Annotated in this window: 17 protein-coding genes; 12 read left to right on the top strand and 5 right to left on the bottom strand. The window is 60.3% G+C overall.

The annotated features are described in order from the left end of the window. The first annotated feature begins 158 nt into the window (after nucleotides 1-158). A complete protein-coding gene (locus tag HMPREF2874_RS07770) occupies nucleotides 159-2,150 on the top strand; it encodes a PTS sucrose transporter subunit IIABC (protein ID WP_070649878.1) in 1,992 nt (663 codons plus the stop codon). 272 nt (nucleotides 2,151-2,422) lie between these two features. After that, nucleotides 2,423-3,085 (top strand): GNAT family N-acetyltransferase, encoded by a 663-nt coding sequence (locus HMPREF2874_RS07765; RefSeq protein WP_070649877.1) that lies wholly within the window; start codon nucleotides 2,423-2,425, stop codon nucleotides 3,083-3,085. A 125-nt stretch (nucleotides 3,086-3,210) separates the two neighbouring features. Here the strand turns inward: HMPREF2874_RS07765 and HMPREF2874_RS07760 are convergent, their stop codons facing one another. The 5 genes from HMPREF2874_RS07760 to moaA form a co-directional block, all read right to left on the bottom strand. Further along, nucleotides 3,211-4,305, bottom strand: a complete 1,095-nt coding sequence (locus HMPREF2874_RS07760) for a LacI family DNA-binding transcriptional regulator (RefSeq protein ID WP_070649876.1) — start codon at nucleotides 4,303-4,305, stop codon at nucleotides 3,211-3,213. Nucleotides 4,306-4,440: 135 nt separating this feature from the next. Further along, nucleotides 4,441-5,736 carry a molybdopterin molybdotransferase MoeA gene (locus HMPREF2874_RS07755; RefSeq protein ID WP_070649875.1) on the bottom strand — a complete coding sequence of 432 codons (1,296 nt, stop codon included), beginning with the start codon at nucleotides 5,734-5,736 and terminating at the stop codon, nucleotides 4,441-4,443. A 69-nt stretch (nucleotides 5,737-5,805) separates the two neighbouring features. Then, nucleotides 5,806-6,510 carry a molybdenum cofactor guanylyltransferase gene (locus HMPREF2874_RS07750; protein WP_070649874.1) on the bottom strand — a complete coding sequence of 235 codons (705 nt, stop codon included), beginning with the start codon at nucleotides 6,508-6,510 and terminating at the stop codon, nucleotides 5,806-5,808. A 1-nt stretch (nucleotide 6,511) separates the two neighbouring features. Beyond that, on the bottom strand, nucleotides 6,512-6,778 hold the full coding sequence (locus HMPREF2874_RS07745) for a MoaD/ThiS family protein (RefSeq protein ID WP_070483641.1): 267 nt from the start codon (nucleotides 6,776-6,778) through the stop codon (nucleotides 6,512-6,514). Between the two features lie 64 nt (nucleotides 6,779-6,842). Then, nucleotides 6,843-8,054, bottom strand: coding sequence for a GTP 3',8-cyclase MoaA (gene moaA, locus HMPREF2874_RS07740; RefSeq protein ID WP_070649873.1), 1,212 nt, complete (start codon nucleotides 8,052-8,054; stop codon nucleotides 6,843-6,845). Between the two features lie 235 nt (nucleotides 8,055-8,289). Here moaA and modA point away from each other — a divergent pair, with 235 nt between their 5' ends. The 10 genes from modA to narJ all read left to right on the top strand — a co-directional run bounded on the left by modA (nucleotide 8,290) and on the right by narJ (nucleotide 20,734). Then, nucleotides 8,290-9,093: a molybdate ABC transporter substrate-binding protein gene (modA, locus tag HMPREF2874_RS07735; protein WP_070649872.1), complete on the top strand. Its 804-nt coding sequence runs from the start codon at nucleotides 8,290-8,292 to the stop codon at nucleotides 9,091-9,093. 163 nt (nucleotides 9,094-9,256) lie between these two features. Next, complete coding sequence (locus tag HMPREF2874_RS07730; protein ID WP_070649870.1) at nucleotides 9,257-10,117, top strand: ABC transporter permease; 861 nt, start codon at nucleotides 9,257-9,259, stop codon at nucleotides 10,115-10,117. Nucleotides 10,118-10,215: 98 nt separating this feature from the next. Then, on the top strand, nucleotides 10,216-11,595 hold the full coding sequence (locus HMPREF2874_RS07725; RefSeq protein WP_070649868.1) for a molybdopterin molybdotransferase MoeA: 1,380 nt from the start codon (nucleotides 10,216-10,218) through the stop codon (nucleotides 11,593-11,595). Between the two features lie 88 nt (nucleotides 11,596-11,683). Next, nucleotides 11,684-12,178 (top strand): cyclic pyranopterin monophosphate synthase MoaC, encoded by a 495-nt coding sequence (gene moaC, locus HMPREF2874_RS07720; RefSeq protein ID WP_049345775.1) that lies wholly within the window; start codon nucleotides 11,684-11,686, stop codon nucleotides 12,176-12,178. A gap of 56 nt (nucleotides 12,179-12,234) precedes the next feature. Further along, nucleotides 12,235-12,753, top strand: coding sequence for a MogA/MoaB family molybdenum cofactor biosynthesis protein (locus tag HMPREF2874_RS07715; RefSeq protein WP_070649867.1), 519 nt, complete (start codon nucleotides 12,235-12,237; stop codon nucleotides 12,751-12,753). Next, entirely contained in the window at nucleotides 12,743-13,267 is a 525-nt protein-coding gene (locus HMPREF2874_RS07710; protein ID WP_070649865.1) for a molybdenum cofactor biosynthesis protein MoaE, read from the top strand. The genes HMPREF2874_RS07715 and HMPREF2874_RS07710 overlap by 11 nt, the downstream gene beginning before the upstream one ends. Nucleotides 13,268-13,387: 120 nt before the next feature. Beyond that, nucleotides 13,388-14,581, top strand: a complete 1,194-nt coding sequence (locus HMPREF2874_RS07705) for a ThiF family adenylyltransferase (RefSeq protein ID WP_070649863.1) — start codon at nucleotides 13,388-13,390, stop codon at nucleotides 14,579-14,581. Between the two features lie 76 nt (nucleotides 14,582-14,657). Next, nucleotides 14,658-18,377: a nitrate reductase subunit alpha gene (locus HMPREF2874_RS07700; protein WP_070649861.1), complete on the top strand. Its 3,720-nt coding sequence runs from the start codon at nucleotides 14,658-14,660 to the stop codon at nucleotides 18,375-18,377. After that, entirely contained in the window at nucleotides 18,377-19,990 is a 1,614-nt protein-coding gene (gene narH, locus HMPREF2874_RS07695; protein ID WP_049343399.1) for a nitrate reductase subunit beta, read from the top strand. Before HMPREF2874_RS07700 ends, narH begins: the two co-directional genes overlap by 1 nt. Before the next feature lie 3 nt (nucleotides 19,991-19,993). After that, a complete protein-coding gene (gene narJ / locus HMPREF2874_RS07690) occupies nucleotides 19,994-20,734 on the top strand; it encodes a nitrate reductase molybdenum cofactor assembly chaperone (protein WP_049331892.1) in 741 nt (246 codons plus the stop codon). Nucleotides 20,735-20,742: the final 8 nt, after the last annotated feature.

Below are 20,742 nucleotides of genomic sequence, written 5' to 3'. Positions count from 1 at the left end.
GAGGGTGGGCCCTCGCTTTGCGTTATTCTGCGTGATACCATGTCTTACATCCGATATGTCAAACGTATGACATATGCATGACATGCACACACAGACATATCACCCCAACTCATTCACAAAGCATCATCCGGTGGTGCTCCAAACAAAGGAGAGCGAGCGTGGACCACAAGTCAGTGGCACAGCGCGTGCTGAAGGACGTCGGTGGCGTCGGCAACATCGTTGCAGCCGCACACTGCGCAACCCGCCTTCGCCTCGTCCTGAAGAACCAGGACAAGGTTGACCAGGCAGCAATCGACAACGACGAGGATCTCAAGGGCAGCTTCCTCAACGCCGGCCAGTTCCAGATCATCGTCGGCCCCGGCGACGTCAACGAAGTGCACAAGTACCTGATTGCCGCCGGCGCACCCGAGGCATCCAAGGACGACCTCAAGAGCATTGCCGCAAAGCAGAGCAGCATTGTCTCCCGCTTCATCAAGACCATTGCCGACATCTTCGTCCCGCTGATTCCGGTGCTGGTCGGTGGCGGTATGCTGATGGCGCTCAACAATGTGCTGACCTCCACGGATATCTTCGGTCCTCAGTCCTTCATTGAGATGCATCCCGAGTGGGAGGGCTTCGCGGACATCGTGAACCTGCTCTCCGCCGCTCCCTTCGCCTTCCTGCCCGTGCTGGTCGGCTTCTCCGCCACCAAGGTCTTCGGCGGTAACCCCTACCTGGGTATGACCATGGGTGCCGCCATGGTGTCCCCCGCCCTGATGAACGGCTACAGCGTCGCAAAGTCGTTGGCGGGTGTCGAGGGATCCGACCCCATGCAGTACTGGAACCTCTTCGGCCTGCAGGTTCAGCAGGCGGGCTACCAGGGTACCGTGCTGCCCATCATGCTGGTCGCCTTCATTCTGGCGAACATCGAGAAGTTCTTCCACAAGATTCTCAAGGGCACCATCGACTTCATCTTCACCCCGACTCTCACCATCCTCATTACCGGCTTCCTGACTTTCCTGCTGGTCGGTCCGCCGATGTTCCAGGCTGGCACCTGGTTGGGTGAAAGCATTAACTGGCTCTACACCGTTGCCGGCCCGCTCGGCGGTCTGATCTTCGGTACCTTCTACGCATTCATCGTGATGACCGGTATGCACCAGGCATTCCCGCCCATCGAGATGAGCCTGTGGGCAACCGGTGGTTCCTTCATCTTCGTCGTTGCCTCCATCTCTAACGTGGCTCAGGGTGCTGCCGCAGCAGGTGTCGCACTGACCACCAAGAACAAGAAGATCAAGGGTATTGCTTCGGCATCCGCGCCCTCCGCATTCCTGGGCATTACCGAGCCCGCAATGTTCGGTGTGAACCTGGCTCTGCGCTGGCCCTTCTACATCGCAATCGTTTCCGCTGGTATCGGTGCAATGGTTGCCTCCATCCTGAACGTGAAGGCTAAGGCCTTGGGTGCAGCTGGCTACATCGGCTTCCCCTCGATTATTCCTACTACCGGCGCGGGCTGGGCCGGCTTCTTCGGTTGCCTCATCCTGACCACCGTCATCGCCTTCGTTGCCTCCTTCATCTGGGGCAAGAAGGTCGAGGCTGGCAACGCTGAGGATGCTGAGGCTCCTGCCGTTCCCGCAGCCACCGAAGCTTCCACCGAGGCTCCCTCGGTAGCTTCTGCCGAGGCCTCCGGCGAAGGCGTTGAGCTGGGTGCTCACCTGGTGGGTGCTGTGGTGCCTCTCGTGGACGTCAAGGACCCCACCTTCTCCTCCGGCGCGCTGGGCGCGGGTATCGCGGTCGAGCCCACCGAGGGTAAGCTCTACGCACCGGCTGACGGTAAGATCACCGTGGCATTCCCCACCGGCCACGCCTACGGTCTGCGTACCGAGGACGGCCTGGACCTGCTGATGCACATCGGCATGGACACCGTGGAGCTGGACGGCAAGCACTTCACCCCGAAGGTCGCTAAGGGCGACACCGTCAAGCGCGGCGACGTCATCGCTGAGTTTGATATTCCCGCGATCAAGGCAGCCGGCTACCCGCTGGCCACTCCGCTGGTTATCACGAACTCCAAGAAGCTGGCCGAGTCGGTGCAGGACGCTCAGAATTCCGGCGCGGCTGTGACCAACGCTGACTCCGTGCTGAAGGTTGTTCTGAAGGCTAAGGCTAACGCATAGTCTGTACACAGAGTGAGTAGATAAACTCTCCATTTTTGAACACCCCGTATCTTTTCCTTGAAATGATGCGGGGTGTTCAAATTTTTTTATGGGGGCTAAATAGAAAGAGTGAATAACTATTCATGAAAATTATGCATAATAGTGCAATATTTGCTGCCGGGGGGGTCTGTGCATATGCATGTAAAATGTCTTGATTAGGCACGATTCGTTAGCCATGAGGACGGAATACAGCTAATATTTATGTAGACTTCAAGCTTTCGTAAAGGGTGAATATGTCCTCGGAATCCTATACCGTCCGCACCGCCGAACCTCACGAGTACTCGGAGGTAGTGGAGGTGCTTATCTCGGCTTTTGACGGTGACCCCGCCATGATGGCCATCATCGGTGGCAAAAACCGCCGTAAGGAGATGGAAAAGCTCCGCGCTATTATGACCCTGCAGGTTTACGGTAATTTCAAGGACCGCGGACGAATCGACGTTGCCGTGGATGATTCCTCGGGCAAGATTGTTGGCGTCTGCCTCTGGAATAACCCGGAGTCCCAGGAAGGGTCATTCCTCAACGAAATCAAGCAGATTAGTGCCTACTACCGTGGACTGGGGCCGGTTACCCTGGTTCGTGCCATCATGATGGAGCTGCACCTGCTCAAGTACCGCCCCTCGTACAAGCACTGGTACCTCTTCAACATTGGCGTGCTGGAGGAGCTGCGCGGCCGCGGTATCGGCAGCAAGCTCCTCGACTACGGCACCGCACGTCTTGAAGGCTACCCGGCCTACCTCGAAGCGTCGACCTACGACAGTGCTCGCCTCTACGAGCGTCGCGGCTTCCTCTCCCTGGGGCCTCTCGGAGGTGTCTTCCCGAAGGCTCACGCGGTCGGCATGGTGTATCCCGCAATCGGCCCCGCGGAAGTTGTCGCCCGTGCCGCCGGCCGGGCCTAGCGCGACGGCCCGGTCGTAACTCGGGTACTCAAGAGCCCCACAAGATCCTCAACGCAAAGATTTGCCCCGCCGCCCCACAAATGTGGAGTGGCGGGGCGAATCTTTGGAAGAAAAGCGGGGGATAGCTACTGCAGCTCGTCCGGCGCCGAGGTGTCCGGCTCCACGAGCGAGAGATCGGGGATGGTCCGCACGGTGGCCCCCAGATGCAACTCGATAGGCAGCACATCCCCGGGAAGGTACGCGGAACCCTCGGGGGTTGAACCTGCGGGTGCCGCGGAAGCGGTCGATGCATCCTGTCTTTCGATAAGCTCCAGCAAGCGCTGAACGGCTCGTCGAGCGATTCCCTCGATGGGCTGAATGACGGTTGCGAGTTCCGGCATGAGCAGCTGAACGGTCTGTGTGCCGTCGTAGCCGATGACCTGGAAATCCTCGGGGACCCGGATGCCTCGCGTGCGCGCCCAGCCCAGGGCCAGCGCAGCGTAGTTATCGTTGGAGGCAAACACTGCATCCACAGGTTCGGCGCTATCGGCTCGCTCGTCCAGGTAGCGGGATAGCATCTCGCGCTTAAGACCGAGGGAGGGGCGGAAGCCAAGCTCCACGAACTCGGGGGTCAGGCCAGCCTCGAGCATTGCTTCGCGGTAACCGCGCTGACGCTCATTGTGCTCGCCCAGGGTGGAGGTTACGTGCGCAATTGTCTGGGCACCCGTGGCGATAAGGTGCTCCGTGGCCGCGCGTGCGCCGCCGTAGTTATCGGAGCGGATGTTGGGGTAGAAACCCGTCTCGCGACGGTCCACCGTCACCAGGGGAGCCTGGGCATGCGGAACGTTCACAAGCGCATCCGAATGGGCGCCGGTGATGATGCCGTCCACCTGATTGGCGAAGAGCATATCGAGATAGCGCTTCTCCTGCTCGGGGTGGTCTTCGCTATTGCAGAGAATCACCCTGTACCCGGCATCGGCCAGGTGATTCTCGAGCTGATACACCATCTCCCCGTAGAAGGGGTTGGCAACGGTGGGGAAGATGAGACCCACCGTCTGGGAGCGCTGACCCTGCAGGCTTCGGGCGATGGCATTGGGACGGTAGCCGAGTTGCTGGACGGCTTCGTGCACCTTGGTGCGGGTGGCCTCGCTCAGGTAACCGCGGTTGTTGAGCACTCGGGATACGGTGGTGGGGGAGACGCCCGCCAGTGCGGCAACGTCGCTAAGTTTGGGCTTCGCCACGGGGCTCCTTTGTGGTTGAGACAGGATATGCTAAACGATTGACATATCTCTATCAACTATACCTTCTGCTGGACGGGAACACCGATAACACCCACGGCGAAACCAGCCTCCCCTCCCGCGCGAAGCGTCCCAGGCTTAGAAGACCGGAATAATGCGAGCGCGTGAACCCGTCGGATGCGCCCCTCCGGTCACCGTGGAATCGTCGAGCACCGCAAAGTGCGTGGCGGCTGCCAGGGAAGATAGCATGTGCGAAGCCGACTTCGGTAGCGGATAGGCAACGCCCTCGGCCACCCGGACGGGCACCAGGCGAGTCGTCACAGCCTTGCGCAACGTGGGAACATCCTCGGCAAGAACGGCCGCGTCTACCGCGGGCAGGGGCATGGAGCGCAGACCGGCCAGAAGAGGCGGCAGGTAGGAGTAGAGAGCCGTATAAGCGGCCAACGGGTTACCCGGAAGGCCCAGTACGAAACGCTGGTGACCGGCGTTCGGCCCGGTTTCGGGTACCGGCAGGCTTGCGGCCAGGGCCGGGTGGCCCGGACGCACATCCACCGACTCGAAGATATAGGTCGCTCCCAAATCGTTGAGGGCCTTACGCACCATATCCACGCCCGAGGTGCTTGAGCCGCCTGTAAACACCAGGATGCGCGCGGTGGAGGTCGTCAGGAAGGTCGAGAATTCGGACTCGACGTCGGCCAGGCGGGCCGAGGGGTGAACCTCGCATCCTGCCGCGGCGATGGCGTGCTCCACGAAACCTCCGAAAGCGTCGCGCACCTGACCCGGGTCGGGCAGGCCAAAGGTAATCACCTCGTTACCGGTGAACGCGCAACGCACCGGGATGGGTGCGTAGACGGGTAGCTCATCGAAACCGTTCGTACCCAGAAACGCTGCCATGCGGGAGGAGATGCGCTCACCGTGGCGAGCCAGGTAGTCACCGTGCTGTAGCTCCACGCCGGCGAAACGAATATCGGTTCCGGGGGCCGGCGGCTCAAACCCCTCAGCCATCTCCAGGTAGTGGATGCTGGCTCGGGTATCGGCGGAGGCCAGGGAATCGGCTCCCTCGTAGTTGCTGGTGTGCTCCTCGCGCACGATGGCCTCGGTGCCTTCGGGAATCAGACCACCGGTTAGAATCGGGGTGGCCTCGCCCGGGCTAATCGGTACGGTGAGACGGTGAATATTGGCTCGAGAATCCTCCGGGTAGGAAGGCCTCACCAGACGCCAGGGCGGGTTGCCCGCCACAGCGTAGCCGTCCATCGCGGAGGAACTGTAGTGCGGCACCGGCATCATGGCGTGCACGTCTTCGGATAGGTAATGGTCAATCGTCGCCAAGAGAGGAAGAGCCTCGGTCTTGGTGTCCGGGGCGGCCTGTGTGCCGGCGGCGTGCAACAGCTCGCGCGCCTGATCCCATGAGACGGCGGGAATATGGTGGGACATGGTACCTCGTGTGTGCTGAAGCGGCGCTAGTTGGCCGCTGAAAGTAGATGCCCGTGGTAGCGGGACGGTCTAGTAGCTAGACCACAGAGAAGTGGTGTACCCCAGTCGCTCCGCTTGCTCCCAGGTATCGACATCGGCGGTGTGCTGAGCGGAGAGCTCAACGCTGACCGGGTTGAGACTGCGCAAGAAGGAACGGACGGAGGCATCAGTGGTGCCCTCTGAAAACACCGAACGGATGCTCTCATAACGGTAGATACCCACCAGCGGCTGGTAGATGCCCTCAGAAATCCCCCAGAAGCCCTCGGATGCGGGGGAACCCCCCTCATGGCTGAGAGGTCGGGTAGTCGCATCGTTGGCCGCGGCGGTACGCATAAGTAGCTGTACCGCGGGAGCGATGCGCGGGGTATCAACACCCAGGATGAGGCACCATTTCGGCGTCGGGGTGCCGGAGCCCTCGCATTGGGCTGCCACACGTTCTAGGCCTGCGTGAATGGCCGCGGCCGGCCCAGAGAAGGGCGGGTCTTCTCGGGTGAGTAGAACGTCAGAGGGGACGGGCAGGGTATCGGGCCCGACCACAACTCGCGGCGAGGCCTGCCGTACCGCCTGTAAAGCGCAGTCGAGAAGCGTGTTCGTGCCGTCCGAGAGCGAGGCCTTGGGCACATGCCCCAGGCGGCTGGACTGCCCGCCGGCCACGACAACCGCGGCGCAGGAGAACTCGGGGTACTCGGGAAGAATCGGGGGAGTCGCGGCGGGCGATGCTGAAGAATCAATCATCCTAACCACCCGCAAAGGGGGGAAGGACATCAACTCGATCGCCATCGGTTAGTGGCGCGTCGGCATCGGAGCGGGTGCCGTTGACCAGGAAGGAACACTGCTCCATAACCTGCGCCAGAGTCAGGCCGGAGGGGGTGGTCCCCGTAAGCTCTCGGCCCAGGTAGGCGATGAGCGCGCCCAGGGTTGGCGAATCAATGTCGCTCGGGGCTACCGACAGCTCGGCGGTACCCGCCGCCGCACGCGCGGCAGCAAAGAAATGAACCTGCATCATGCTCCTAATGCTATACGAGGGGGCGCGAAAAATAAGGGGATGCCCGGGACAGCGAGAGGGGTTAGCCTCCGATGGCGCTCATGGAGCGGCTCGCCTTGGCAAATTCCTCAATATCGAAATCTGCGTCTTCCTTGCCGTGGGCGCGCGGCTTGAACCACATGCCTTCACGCCAGCGCAAGGCCAGCTCATCGTCCGTGGCGCCGGAGCGTAATAGCTGCATGAGGTCAGTCTCGGTATCGGAGAAGAGGCAGGAACGAATCTTGCCATCGGCCGTTAGACGGGTGCGGGTGCAGGCGCCGCAGAAGGACTCGGTCACAGAGGCGATGATGCCCACGCGACCCAGGGAATCGGTACCGTTAACGGGGAACCCCGCCTTATCCAGCACGGTGCCGAGCGGGTAGACCTCCCACAGTCGGGCGGGGGAATCGCCGCGTGCTTCGCGTACCGAACCGAGCACGTAGGCGGCCGAAAGCTTCTCTCGAATCTCAGCAGCGGTGATGGTACCCTCACGGGTCCAGCGGTTGTCTGCGTCCAGGGGCATCTGCTCGATGAAGCGTAGCTGGTAGCCACCCTTGAGCGCCCACTCGAGGAGCTCGGGAGCCTGCCCATCGTTGAGGCCGGGCATGAGTACGGCATTAATCTTGATGGGCCACAGGCCGGCTTCGGCGGCGCCGTCGATACCCTTGAGCACGGCCTCCAGCTTGTCGCGTCGGGTGAGTTCGGCGAAGGTCTCGCGGCATATGGTATCCAGCGAGACGTTGATGCGGGTCAGCCCGGCCTCGGCAAGGGCAGCAGCCCGCTTGTCCAGGCCGATGCCGTTGGTCGTAATGGACAGGGGCACCTCGGGGTGCTCCTGATGGATGCGGGAGATAATGTCGACCAAATCTGCGCGGACGAGGGGCTCACCGCCCGTGAAGCGAATCTCTTCGACGCCCAGCTGAGAGATAGCAATATCTGCAAGGCGCGCAATTTCTTCGGCGGAAAGCAGGTTTTCCTTGGGGAGCCACTGCAATCCATCGGCCGGCATGCAATAAATGCAACGAAGATTACATTTATCGGTTAACGAGATGCGCAGGTCGGTCGCGGTGCGTCCCCAGCGGTCGAGGAGCGGACCGCTGTTCGTAATATTTGGGAGCTTCCTCCGCGGCTTTGAGGAGGTCTCAGAATTTTCGGGCGTCACAAAAGCAGCACCGCTGTTATCCGCAGAAGATAAGGTGCTTAACAAAGGGCCTGCAATCAGCTGAGAGCGGCCAGAATCTGCCGTGTACGCCATGGAAAACCTATGTAGAAAATTAGTATATTTCGGGTAACAATATGATTATTCCATGTTCGAGGACCCATTACATAGTGTGTGAAGGGTAAGTTACATTCGCGGTGACCCAAAGAAACCGCGATAACGTGTTACGGTGTACGCAAGCTAGGGGCGTACATAAATTGTCACAAAAGCCTCGCGTGGAGCACCTCACCTCATGCAACTAACACGACTAGTCCAAGGACAAAGTACTTTCATGAAGACTCCTCTCGCCGCTCTTAGCGCACTGGCTGCCGCAACCCTGGCCCTGACCGGTTGCGGCTCTTCTCAGACCTCTTCGGCATCGTCGTCCTCCGCTGCCTCTCAGGCATCTTCCGGCAAGATTCAGGTCTTCGCCGCAGCATCCCTGAACAATGCGGGCGCCGACCTGGAGAAGGCCTACGAGGCAGCTAACCCCGGCGTTGACATCACCTTCGTCTACGAGGGCTCCGCAAAGCTCGTCACCCAGATTGATCAGGGCGCAACCCCCGACATGCTCATCACCGCAGACACCAAGAACATGGACAAGGCTAAGAAGCTGGATGAGTTCTCTGGATCCGACTCCACCGTTCTGGTCACCAACAAGCTGGTTCTCGTTACCGCTGAAGGCAACCCCGGTAAGATCAACAGCCTCGACGACCTGAAGACCACCGAAGGCGTCGTCGCAGTCTGCAAGGAAGACGTCCCCTGCGGCACCCTGGCACACGAAGAGCTGAAGAAGCACGACATCACCCTCAAGAACGCAACCACCGAGGGCAAGGTCACCGACGTGGCCACCAAGGTCACCACCGGTAACGCCGATGCGGGCTTCATCTACACCACCGACCTCGCAGCAGCCAAGAAGAAGGGCGTAAACCTCGGCTCTGTCGACCTGCCGGACGTTGAGCCCAACGAATACCCCGCAGCGCTGAGCAAGACCGGCGCATCCTCCGACGCCGCTAAGAAGTTCAACGAGTGGCTGAAGACCTCCAACGAGGCCAAGAAGATCCTCGCAGACTACGGCTTCAACACCACCAAGTAGCCTGTAAACGCTAACCCGCCCGCTCAGCAGAGTTAGCGCGAAAATCCGGGATGCGGTGGCACCTTATAGAAGTGTGCCATCGCATCCCGTCACGCCTTTTACCCACTACTCGCGGGATACCCGCCCCATTCACCGCCTTCGCATCCCAACCCCTCACGAATCCATGTCTGCATCTTCCTCTGCCCGTCGCGCGCCGCGATCTTCGGCTCGTCTTTTTGCGTCGGTTCCCCGCTCCTTCACCATCCCGGCTTTCATCGGTCTTCTGGTGATTGCCGGTCCGCTCCTAGGCCTGTTCCTTAACGTCCCGTGGAGCCAACTCGGGACCATCTTCACTCCGCAGGTGATGGGCGCGGCTAATCTTTCGCTCTCAACGGCTGCCGTCTCAACCCTGATCTGCGGTCTTCTGGGTGCCCCCATCTCCCTGCTCCTGTCCAAGGTGCTGAATCGTTCGCGCCTGCACCGATTCGGTGCGGTTCTCTACGCCATCATCTACACCCCGGTGATTCTCTCCCCGGTGGTTTCGGGTCTGGGGCTGCTCTTCTTCTGGGGCCGTAAGGGTCTAATCGGCTCGTACCTCTATCAGGCTGGTATTTCGATTCCCTTCACCTCGAATGCCGTGATTATTGCCCAGACCTTTGTCGCTCTACCCTTCTTCGTGGCCACCGCGGTTACCACGCTGCAGGCCATTCCCCGTGAGTACGAGGAAATCGCGCTGGTCGAGGGAGCCGGTCCCGCCGAGGTGACTTTTAAGGTGCTCCTGCCCCTGGCGGCTCCCGGTCTTGCCACCGCCTTCCTACTCTCTTTTGCCCGCGCATTGGGTGAGTACGGCGCAACCGTTACCTTTGCCGGTAACGTACAGGGTAAAACCCAGACTATTCCCCTCGCGATCGACCTGGCCATCAACAGTAGTGACCTCCCGAGTGCCCTGGGTAGTGCCCTCATCCTCATCAGCCTCTACCTGGGAATCTTTGGCGTGCTGGGCCTGGCTCGCGCACTCAAGAAGCTACGCGAGCGCCTCGGGTAGCCAGGTTGCGGGGCAGGCCGTTAGGTGGAACTGTATTTACCCGCCCCCGGGTGCACCGTACACTGTTTATATCCGTATGTCGCACGATAGGAACCGCAATGATTGCTCCTGAGTTCAACGGAACTCCCAACACCGAGGAATACCGCGCCTACCTGGCCCTTCTCCTGCGGGAGGTCTTCATCGGCACGGCGGAGACCGTTCCTCTCGATCATGCGGCAGGCCGAATCCTCGCCCAGGACGTCACCGCGCGCATGGATGTGCCCAGCTTCGACAACTCGCAGATGGACGGCTACGCGCTTACCGCGGCTGCTGTCGATCGTGAGGACCGCATCTTTACGGTCGGCCGCGAGATTCCCGCAGGTCGGCCCCTGCAGCGCTCCCGCGCATCCGATGACCTGACCTACCCGATTATGACTGGTGCGCCCATCCCCAAGGGGTATGACGCGGTGATTCCCGTGGAGCAGTCGGAACGTATCGAGTACCCCGACCTGCCCGAGTCTTTCGGCCGTCCCAGCGAGAAGATTAAGCTGGCTACCGGCCGTGTGGGTCAGTTCGTGCGCCGCCGCGGCGAGGATGTCGTGACCGGCCAAGTGCTTGCCCGCGCCGGACAGCGTGTGACCCCCGCTCTGCTGGGCGCGCTCGCCTCCCAGGGATACGCACGTTTGACCGTTGCGGCGGGTCCTCGCGTGCTGGTGTGCACTGGCGGCGACGAGATTCGCTCCGGTACCGCCGGTGAGGACAACGCCTCCCCGGACGACCTCGCGCAGGGTCAGATTTTTGACGCCAACGGTCCGATGCTCAGCGCCATGCTACGTGAGGACGGCGCGACGGTTCGCCGCATCGCAATCGGTGACGACCCCGTTGAGCTGCTACACCGTCTGGCCGCCGAGTACGAATCCTTCAAACCGGACATCATTATTACGTCCGGCGGTATTAGCCACGGCAAGTACGAGGTTGTGCGTAACGCAATCGCTAAGGCGCACGAGGCAGACATCCTGGTGCCCGTCTCATGGTTCGGCCACGTGAGCCAGCAGCCCGGCGGTCCCCAGGGCGTGAACGTCCTGGACTTCAAGGGGCACCGAGTCCCCATGATTTCCTTCCCCGGTAACCCCGTGAGTACCCTCATCTCCTACGCGCTGATTCTGCGCCCCTACCTGCGCGCTGGCGGTCCCTACGGTGTACCCCACGCGGTAGCCTCCGAGCAGGCCACCCTTGATAACGCACCCCGCGGCGTGTTGGTGACCGATACTCCGCTCACCGCACCCCCGACTAAGCGCCAGTTCCTGCGCGGCACCCTCGCCATGGTGGAAACCGAGCCGGGCACCTACCGCGTGGAGCTGTATCCGGACGTCCTCTCCGGTTCGCACCTGCTACATCGTGCCGCCCAGGCAGACGTGCTCATCGAACTTTCCCCGGGCGTGACGTACACCGGGGGAGAGGCCGTGCCCTACCACCGCATCCGCCTTACCGACGAATAATAGACACCCCTTGAGACGCGCCGAGGTAGCCCCCACGGTGCTCCATCGACGAACACGATACGTCAATTTATAGATTCCAGGAGACACGATGACCTCTACCCCCGAACAGGACCTCACCCATGTGCGCGCCGACGGCTCGGCACACATGGTCGATGTGACGGAAAAATCCGTAACCACCCGCACCGCGGTGGCTGAGGCAACCGTCCACACCCGCCCGGACGTCATCGAGAAGATTTTTGACGCCGACCTGCCCAAGGGCGATGCCCTGCCTGTGGCGCGCGTTGCGGGCATTATGGGTGCCAAGCGCACTCCCGAGATTATTCCGCTCTGCCACCCGTTGCCCCTGGGCAAGATTACGGTGGATTTCGAGCGCGGACCCGACTTTGTGCGTATCGAGGCGTCTGTCAAGACTCGCGGTGTGACTGGTGTTGAGATGGAGGCGCTGACCGCGGTTTCCTCGGCAGCGCTGACCGTCTTCGACATGATTAAAGCCGTTGACAAGCACGCCGTGATTACCGATATTCGGGTCCTGGAGAAGAGCGGCGGTAAGTCTGGCGATTGGTCCGTGCGCGCAGACTCGTAGAATGAAGAAACGGGGCTGGCGTAGTGGTGCGCCGTCCCAAAGGAGGAAAGTATTCAATGAGCACTGACGATTTCACGATGCCCGAGAACCTGACCGGCCTGGTCATTGTTGCCTCGACGCGTGCGGCTCGCGGTATCTACGAGGATAAGTCCGGCCCCATCGCGGTGGAGTGGCTACGCTCGCGCGGTTTCGAGACCCCGGATCCCGTGGTGATTGAGGACCGCGAGATTATCGATTACTTCAACAACCTGGTAGCCGATGGTAAGAAGAACGGTAACCTGCCGATCTTTATCTTGACCAGCGGTGGTACTGGCTTGAACTCTGATGATCAGACCGTGGAGGCCGTGCGCCCGCACCTCGATAAGGAAATCCCCGGTATTATGCACGCCTTCTGGATGAACGGTCTGAAGAATGTTTCTTCAGCTGTTCTCTCTCGCGGTGTAGCCGGCGTGATTGACCGCACCTTCGTGATGACCCTGCCGGGATCGCGTGGTGGTGTAAAGGATGGCGTGACCACTCTTGATCCGCTGGTCGAGCACATTTGCCGCCAGATGGAGGACTACCATGACCACTAAGCCGAAGGTCGATTCTGCGGTTCCCGCCGAGGCTCCTCTGGACCATTCCGGTGATCAGGGCGCTGAACCCAGCGGCTCGACCGTTATCTTCACCGATATTACCGAGGCTCCGCTAGAACCCCTGTACGCCGCCGCGAAGGCCGAGGTTATGACCGAAGCCATGGGAGCCCTCGTGATTTTTGACGGTATTGTGCGCAACCACGATCACGGTAGCGCGGTACGCGGACTGTCGTACAGTGCGCATCCGCAGGCTCGCGAGTACATTGCTGAGGTGGCTGCCGAGGTGGCTGGCGAGCTGGACGGTGTGCGCCTGTGGGCGGTACACCGCGTTGGCCCCATTGCCATCGGCGAGTCCGCTCTGACCGTGATGGCTGCAGCCGCCCACCGCGGCCGCGCTTTCGACGCCTGCGAGCTGGTGGCGGATCGAGTCAAGGCTCGTGTACCCATCTGGAAGGAGCAGGAACTGCTCGATGGAAGCATCGAGTGGGTTGGCGTGGACACCTCGCCCTGCTAATCCGCAATCCTACATATTCTTATATTTTCATATAAGCCTGCCAGAGAGGTATCCTCTGTGGCAGGCTTTCTTTTTCTCAATGTATTGCTTCGCTGAATACCCCTCAGAAAGGTTGCAGCAATGTCCCATGTTTCTTCACGTGGTGTCGAGGAACTCTCCGATGCCGAGCGTGCGTTTTACTCTCGTCAGCTGATTCTGCCCGAGATGGGGTACGAGGCCCAACTGGCACTCAAGGGCGCGCGTGTGGTGGTGCTGGGAGCCGGTGGCCTGGGGGCTCCTTCTCTGCTGTATCTGGCCGGTGCAGGTGTGGGGCACATCGTTGTGATTGACGACGATCGGGTGGATACTTCCAACCTGCATCGCCAGGTGATTCACACGTATGCTCGCGTGGGCAACTCCAAGGCTGAGTCGGCGGCGGAGTCTCTTCGCGCTTTGAACCCTCACATTCAGGTTGATGCGGTGTGCGCACGCCTGACGGCTGAGAACGTTGACGAGCTGCTGGCCGGCGCAGATCTCGTGCTCGATGGCAGCGATAACTTTGAGTCGCGTTACCTGGTGTCGGAGGCTGCAGCTCGAGCCGGTATTCCTCACGTGTGGGCCGCCATTCTTGGATTCGATGCGCAGCTCAGTGTTTTCTGGGCCGGCCACGGCCCGGTGTACGAAGACCTTTATCCTCATGCTCCCGCCGAGGGGAGCGTACCCTCGTGTAGTACCGCGGGGGTCGTGGGGGCTATGGCTGGCGTTGTGGGTGCCGCGATGGCGATGGAAGCTGTAAAGCTTTTGGCGGGGGTGGGTAACCCCCTTATAGGTGAGGTAGGCCTATATTCGGCATTAGGTGGAAGGTGGGAATATATACCCCTTGTAGCTAGTACGCAAGCTGAGCCTAAGAAAACACCTGAATTGCCCCAAAAAACGAGCAAGAAGGCCCAAAATCGCGTAATAATTCGTAATATTCCAAATGATTTAACCAGCTCTTCCGCACCCTCGGCCCCCTCTGCAGTGAGTGTTCGGGAGCTTAAAGCGATGCCAGAGGGCGAAAAGATTGCCCTTTTGGATGTTCGAGAACGAGTCGAATTTGCTGCTTTTGCTATAGAGGGGGCAATTAACCTACCCCTGACGGAGATTCTGGAATCGTCTCGAAAAGGCGATTTAAAGGCGCTAATTGGGCGTAAAATCCCTCCAAACGCTCGAGAAATCGTTATTTACTGCACCGGGTATACGCGAACGGTTGAAGCGGCACGTGAGATAGCGCCCTTGGAAGACCGTCCTGTGCGTATGCTCGAAGGCGGAATCTCGGCCTGGCTTACGGTCTAGATAACCTTTTAAATTCTTAATTAGGGTAGGTTTTTATTCTGTATTTTCTATGCTGAGTTTCCGATATATTGGCAGTATGGAACAAGCATCACAGATTAAGGGCCCGGACGGCCCCCTTACCGATCAGCTGATTAAGTTCGGTAAGTTCTTCTCCCGCTGGGACGAGACTGACGACGGCCGCGCCGTCTTCCGTGAAGGCGGCCGCGAAGGTGACGCCTTCTACCGCGACCGTTGGAGCCACGATAAGGAAGTTCGCTCGACCCACGGCGTGAACTGCACCGGCTCCTGCTCCTGGAAGGTGTACGTCAAGGACGGCATCATCACCTGGGAGGCGCAGGAAACTGACTACCCCTCGGTCGGCCCCGATCGCCCCGAGTACGAGCCCCGCGGTTGCCCCCGCGGTGCAGCCTTCTCTTGGTACACCTACTCGCCCACCCGAGTTAAGTACCCCTACATTCGCGGTCCCCTGCTGGAAATGTACCGCGAGGCAAAGGCTATCCACAGCGATCCCGTGGACGCCTTCCACTCCATCGTGTCCGACCCCGCTAAGCGTTCCCGCTACGTGAACGCCCGCGGTAAGGGCGGTTTGGTTCGCTCGACCTGGGCTGAGGCTCTCGAGCTGATGGCCGCTGCCCACGTGCACACCATTAAGTACTACGGTCCCGACCGCAACACCGGCTTCACCCCGATTCCGGCAATGTCCATGGTCTCCTTCAGCGCGGGTGTTCGCTACATCCAGCTGATGGGTGGCGTGATGACCAGCTTCTACGACTGGTACGCCGACCTTCCCGTGGCTTCCCCGCAGGTCTTCGGTGACCAGACCGACGTTCCCGAGTCCGGTGACTGGTGGGACGCTGCGTACCTCATCATGTGGGGTGCAAACGTTCCGCTGACCCGTACCCCGGATGCCCACTGGGTCTCCGAGGTCCGCTACCGCGGTACCAAGGTTGTCACCGTGAGCCCCGACTACGCCGACAACACCAAGTTCGCTGATGAGTGGCTGCCCGCACAGGCAGGTACCGACGCAGCGCTGGCAATGGCTATGGGCCACGTCATCCTCAAGGAAAACTACGTCGACCAGCGTGTCGAGTTCTTCGAGGACTTCTCCCTGACCTACACCGACCTTCCCTTCCTGGTCACCCTGGAGACCCGTGAAGACGGTGTGAAGGTTCCCTCTAAGTTCCTGACCGCAGCTAAGCTCGCTGGCGAGGCTGAGCAGGCTAACTCCGACTTCAAGCCTGTCATGATGGACCGCGAGACCGGTGAGGTCTTCGTGCCCAACGGCACCATGGGTCACCGCTACGCAGCCGAGGACCAGGGCAAGTGGAACCTGGACCTGCAGGGCCGAAAGCCGATTCTGTCGATCCGTGACCTGCCCCAGGGCGAGTCCGCTGCCGTCGAGATTAAGATGCCGACCTTCGACGACCCGAAGGGTCACGGCGACGTCATCACCCGTGGCGTGCCTGTTGCCTACGTTGAGGGCCACGAGGTCACCACCGTCTTCGACATCATGCTGGCACAGTACGGTGTTGGCCGTGAGGGCCTGCCCGGTACCTGGGCTAAGGACTACGACGACTGGAGCGTCCAGAACACCCCGGCATGGCAGGAGCCGATTACCTCTGTTCCTGCTGAGGCCGTTATCCGCATTGCCCGTGAGTTCGCTAAGAGCGCTCTGGATTCCGGCGGCCGTTCCATGGTGATCTTCGGTGCGGGTATCTGCCAGTGGTACCACGCTGACACCACATACCGCGCTATCCTCGCCCTGCTGAACCTGACCGGTTGCCAGGGTCGTAACGGCGGCGGTTGGGCTCACTACGTGGGCCAGGAGAAGGCACGTCCGCTGACCGGTCTGACCAACATTGCAAACGCACTGGACTGGAGCCGTCCGCCGCGTCACATGATTGGTACCGGCTTCTGGTACATGCACACTGACCAGTTCCGTCAGGACGCATACTCCACCGACTACCTGCAGTCCCCGCTGGCTAAGGGCGAGCTGCGCAACGTTCACACCGCTGACGTCGTGGCACGCTCCACCCGCATGGGCTGGATGCCGTTCTACCCGCAGTTCCCCGAGAACTCGATGGACCTGGCAGACAAGGCAGAGCAGGCAGTGGCACGCGGCGAGGCATCCTCGAACGCAGACTACATTGCTCAGCGCCTGAACTCCGGTGACCTGGAGTTCTCCGTCGAGGACGTTGACAACCCCGTCAACTGGCCCCGTACCCTGACCCTGTGGCGTTCGAACCTCTTTGGTTCCTCTGCAAAGGGTGAGAGCTACTTCCTGAAGCACCTCGTCGGTAGCATGGACAACATCCAGGGCGAAGACGCAGAGACCCACCCGAAGGAAGTTAAGTGGGTTGACGAGGCTCCCCAGGGCAAGCTGGATCTGCTGGTCACTTCGGACTTCCGTATGACCTCCACGACCCTGCTGTCCGATATCGTTCTGCCGACCGCCACCTGGTACGAGAAGCACGATATCTCCTCGACCGATATGCACCCGTTCCTGCACGCGTTCTCCCCGGCAATTGACCCGCCGTGGGAGGCAAAGACCGACCACGAGACCTTTAAGGCTCTCGCATTCGAGTTCTCTCGTATGGCGAAGAAGCACCTGGGCGTCCGCAAGGACATCGTCTCGGTCCCGCTGCAGCACGATACCCCGGGCCAGATTGCTCAGCCCGGCGGTCACGCACCCGACTGGAAGAACACCCCCGGTATGGTGGGCGTTCCCGGTAAGAACATGCCGAACTTCGTCACCGTTGAGCGTGACTACGGTGCACTGTACGACATGTACACCACCGTTGGCCCGCTGTTCGACAAGCTCGGTGCGACCACCAAGTACGTCACCTACGATCTGAAGCACGAAGTTGCCAAGATGGCTAAGGAATTTGGCGTGATGGACTCCGGTAAGGGCGCAGGCCGTCCCGCACTGGACACCGACGTGAAGATTGCCGAAGCCATCCTGATGATTTCGGGTACTTCGAACGGTGAGGTTGCTGTCAAGGGCTTCAAGGAGCTCGAGAAGCAGACCGGTCTGCACCTGATGGACCTGGCAGAGGGTAACGAGGAACGTCGTATTACCTTCCCCATGACTCAGGCCGCACCGCAGCCCGTGATGACCTCTCCCGAGTGGTCTGGTTCGGAGACCGGCGGTCGCCGCTACGCTCCGTTCACTGTCAACATCGAGAAGAAGAAGCCGTTCCACACCCTGACCGGCCGTATGCACTTCTTCCTCGACCATGACTGGATGCACGAGATGGGCGAGGCCCTGCCGATTTACCGTCCGCCGCTGGACATGACCGGTCTGTACAACGAGCCCGAGCTCGGCACGACCGATGGTGTTTCGGTTGCTGTTCGCTACCTGACCCCGCACAACAAGTGGGCTATCCACTCGCAGTACTTCGACAACCAGTACATGCTGAGCATGTTCCGTGGTGGTCCGGTTGCTTGGATGAGCCCCCAGGACGCCGAGAAGATTGGCGTCAAGGACGGCGAATGGGTTGAGTGTGTGAACACCAACGGTGTCTTCGTGGGTCGTGCGGTTGTCTCGCACCGTATCCCCGAGGGTATCTCCTTCGTTTACCACGCTCAGGAGCGTATGGTCAGCCCGAAGTCTGAAGTCACCGGCAAGCGCGGTGGTATTCACAACTCGGTGACCCGTATTCTGCTGAAGCCCACCCACATGATTGGTGGCTACGCTCACCTGGCGTTCGCCTTCAACTATCTTGGACCGACCGGTAACCAGCGAGACATCGTCTCGTACATCCGTCGCCGTAAGTCCCAGGAGGTAACTTTCTAATGCGCGTTATGGCACAAGTTGCTATGGTGATGGCACTCGATAAGTGCATCGGTTGCCACACCTGCTCCGTGACCTGTAAGCAGGCATGGACGAACCGAGCCGGTACCGAGTACGTCTGGTTCAACAATGTGGAGACTCGCCCCGGTCAGGGTTACCCCCGCCGTTACGAGGACCAGGAAAAGTGGAAGGGCGGCTGGGTGCTGAACAAGCGCGGTCGTCTGGAGCTCAAGAGCGGTAACCGCTTCCAGAAGCTCTTCTCGATCTTCGCTTCCCCGATTCAGCCCGAGCTCAGCGATTACTACGAGCCCTGGACTTACGATTACCAGAACCTGACCACCGCGCCCCTCGGTGATGACTTCCCGGCAGCAAAGCCGGTCTCCCTCATCACCGGTGAGGACACCAAGGTCGAGTGGGGTATGAACTGGGACGACAACCTGGCTGGTGCAACCGAGTATGGTCACCTGGATCCGCTGGTTGAGAAGGTCCGCAAGAAGGCTGAGGACAAGATTAAGTTCGAGTTCGAGCAGACCTTCATGTTCTATCTGCCTCGTATTTGTGAGCACTGCCTGAACCCCTCCTGCATGGCTTCCTGCCCCTCCGGCGCTATCTACAAGCGCGCCGAGGACGGCATCGTGCTGGTGGACCAGGACCGTTGCCGTGGTTGGCGTCAGTGCATCACCGGTTGCCCCTACAAGAAGGTGTACTTCAACCACAAGACGGGTAAGGCTGAGAAGTGTACCTTCTGCTACCCCCGTATTGAGGCCGGTATTCCGACCGTGTGTGCTGAGACCTGCGTGGGTCGTATGCGCTACATCGGTGTCTTCCTGTACGACGCAGACCGCGTGACTGAGGCTGCTTCGGTTCCGGACGAGAAGGATCTCTACGAGGCTCAGCTGTCGCTGATGCTTGATCCTTACGACCCGGCCGTGATTGAGCAGGCACGTAAGAACGACATCCCCGATGCGTGGATTACTGCGGCTCAGAAGTCTCCCGTGTACAAGCTGGCCAAGGAGTGGAAGGTGGCTCTGCCCCTGCACCCCGAGTACCGCACCATGCCGATGGTTTGGTACGTGCCGCCGCTGTCCCCGATTGTCGACCTGCTCAAGGAGCAGGGCCACGACGCTGAGAACAGCAACAACCTTTTCGGCGCTATTGAGGCTTTGCGTATTCCGGTTGAATACCTGGCTGAGCTGTTCACCGCAGGTGATACCGAGGTCGTGACGAACGTTCTGCGTCGCCTGGCTGCGATGCGTTCGTACATGCGTGACATCAACCTCGGTGGCGAAGGCAACGAGGAGATTGCTCAGGCGGTTGGCATGACCGGTCAGCAGATCTACGAAATGTACCGTCTGATGGCTATCGCAAAGTACAACGAGCGTTACGTCATTCCGAAGGCTCACATGGAGGACGCCCACAACCTCGAGGAAATGGGCTGCTCCCTGAGCGTGGATGGCGGACCCGGCATGTACGGCGATGCGTTCAACGATATGGAGGGTCGCCCGACCCCCGTGTCCACCGGTGTCTACGAGGCTAACAACAAGGTCAGCTTGTTCAGCTGGGACGGTTCTTCCCGCCCCGACGGCCTCTTCCCGAATACCACCGGAAAGAAGTAATAAGTGGCTGGATTCTTTTCCAAGCTCATGGGCAAGGCCGGTTCCGAGGCTCAGGCCTCGGAACCGGCTCAGCCGGCGAATCCGTTCGATATCGACTACGGACCCGGCGAAGACAAGGACTCGGTGATTTACCAGGTCAGCGCTATGCTCCTGGGCTATCCCGATGAGCAGATGCTGGAGGTTCTCCCCGAGCTGGTCGCCATCACCGCGGCTACTGAGGATGAGTCCTTCATCGCAGCTGTTGATGCGATGCAGAAGTGGCTTACCTCCAAGGACCTGGAGGACGTGCAGTCTGAGTACGTGCAGGAATACGATCTTTCGCGTCGTCACTCCCTGCACCTGTCGTACTGGACCGATGGTGATACTCGCCGTCGCGGTGAGACCCTTCTGCGTTTCAAGCAGATGTACCGCGACTCCGGCATGCTGACCGTTTTGAACGGTGAGCTTCCGGATTACCTGCCGCTGGTGCTCGAGTTTTGCGCGCTGGTTGATCGCCGTAAGGGTCGCTCGGCTCTGCAGGCGTACCGTCCTTCCCTTGAGCTTCTCCGTCTTGCAATGAAGGACGGAAGCTTGCCCCACTACGGGTTGTTGCAGAGCATCTGCGCGACCCTTCCCGGCGTCTCTCCCGAGACCCAGGAAGAGGTCCAGCGGATGGCCGGCTACGGCCCGCCCGTCGAGACTGTTGGCCTGAATGGTTACGCTGATCATCAGCTACTCCAGCAGGCTCAGGCTCGTTCTAACTAGTTTTATCC

Source organism: Rothia sp. HMSC068F09, assembly GCF_001812775.1.
In the GTDB taxonomy this organism is placed as follows: domain Bacteria; phylum Actinomycetota; class Actinomycetes; order Actinomycetales; family Micrococcaceae; genus Rothia; species Rothia mucilaginosa_A.
Note: the sequence above shows the minus strand (reverse complement) of the source record. Positions and strands in the feature narration are given on the sequence as shown.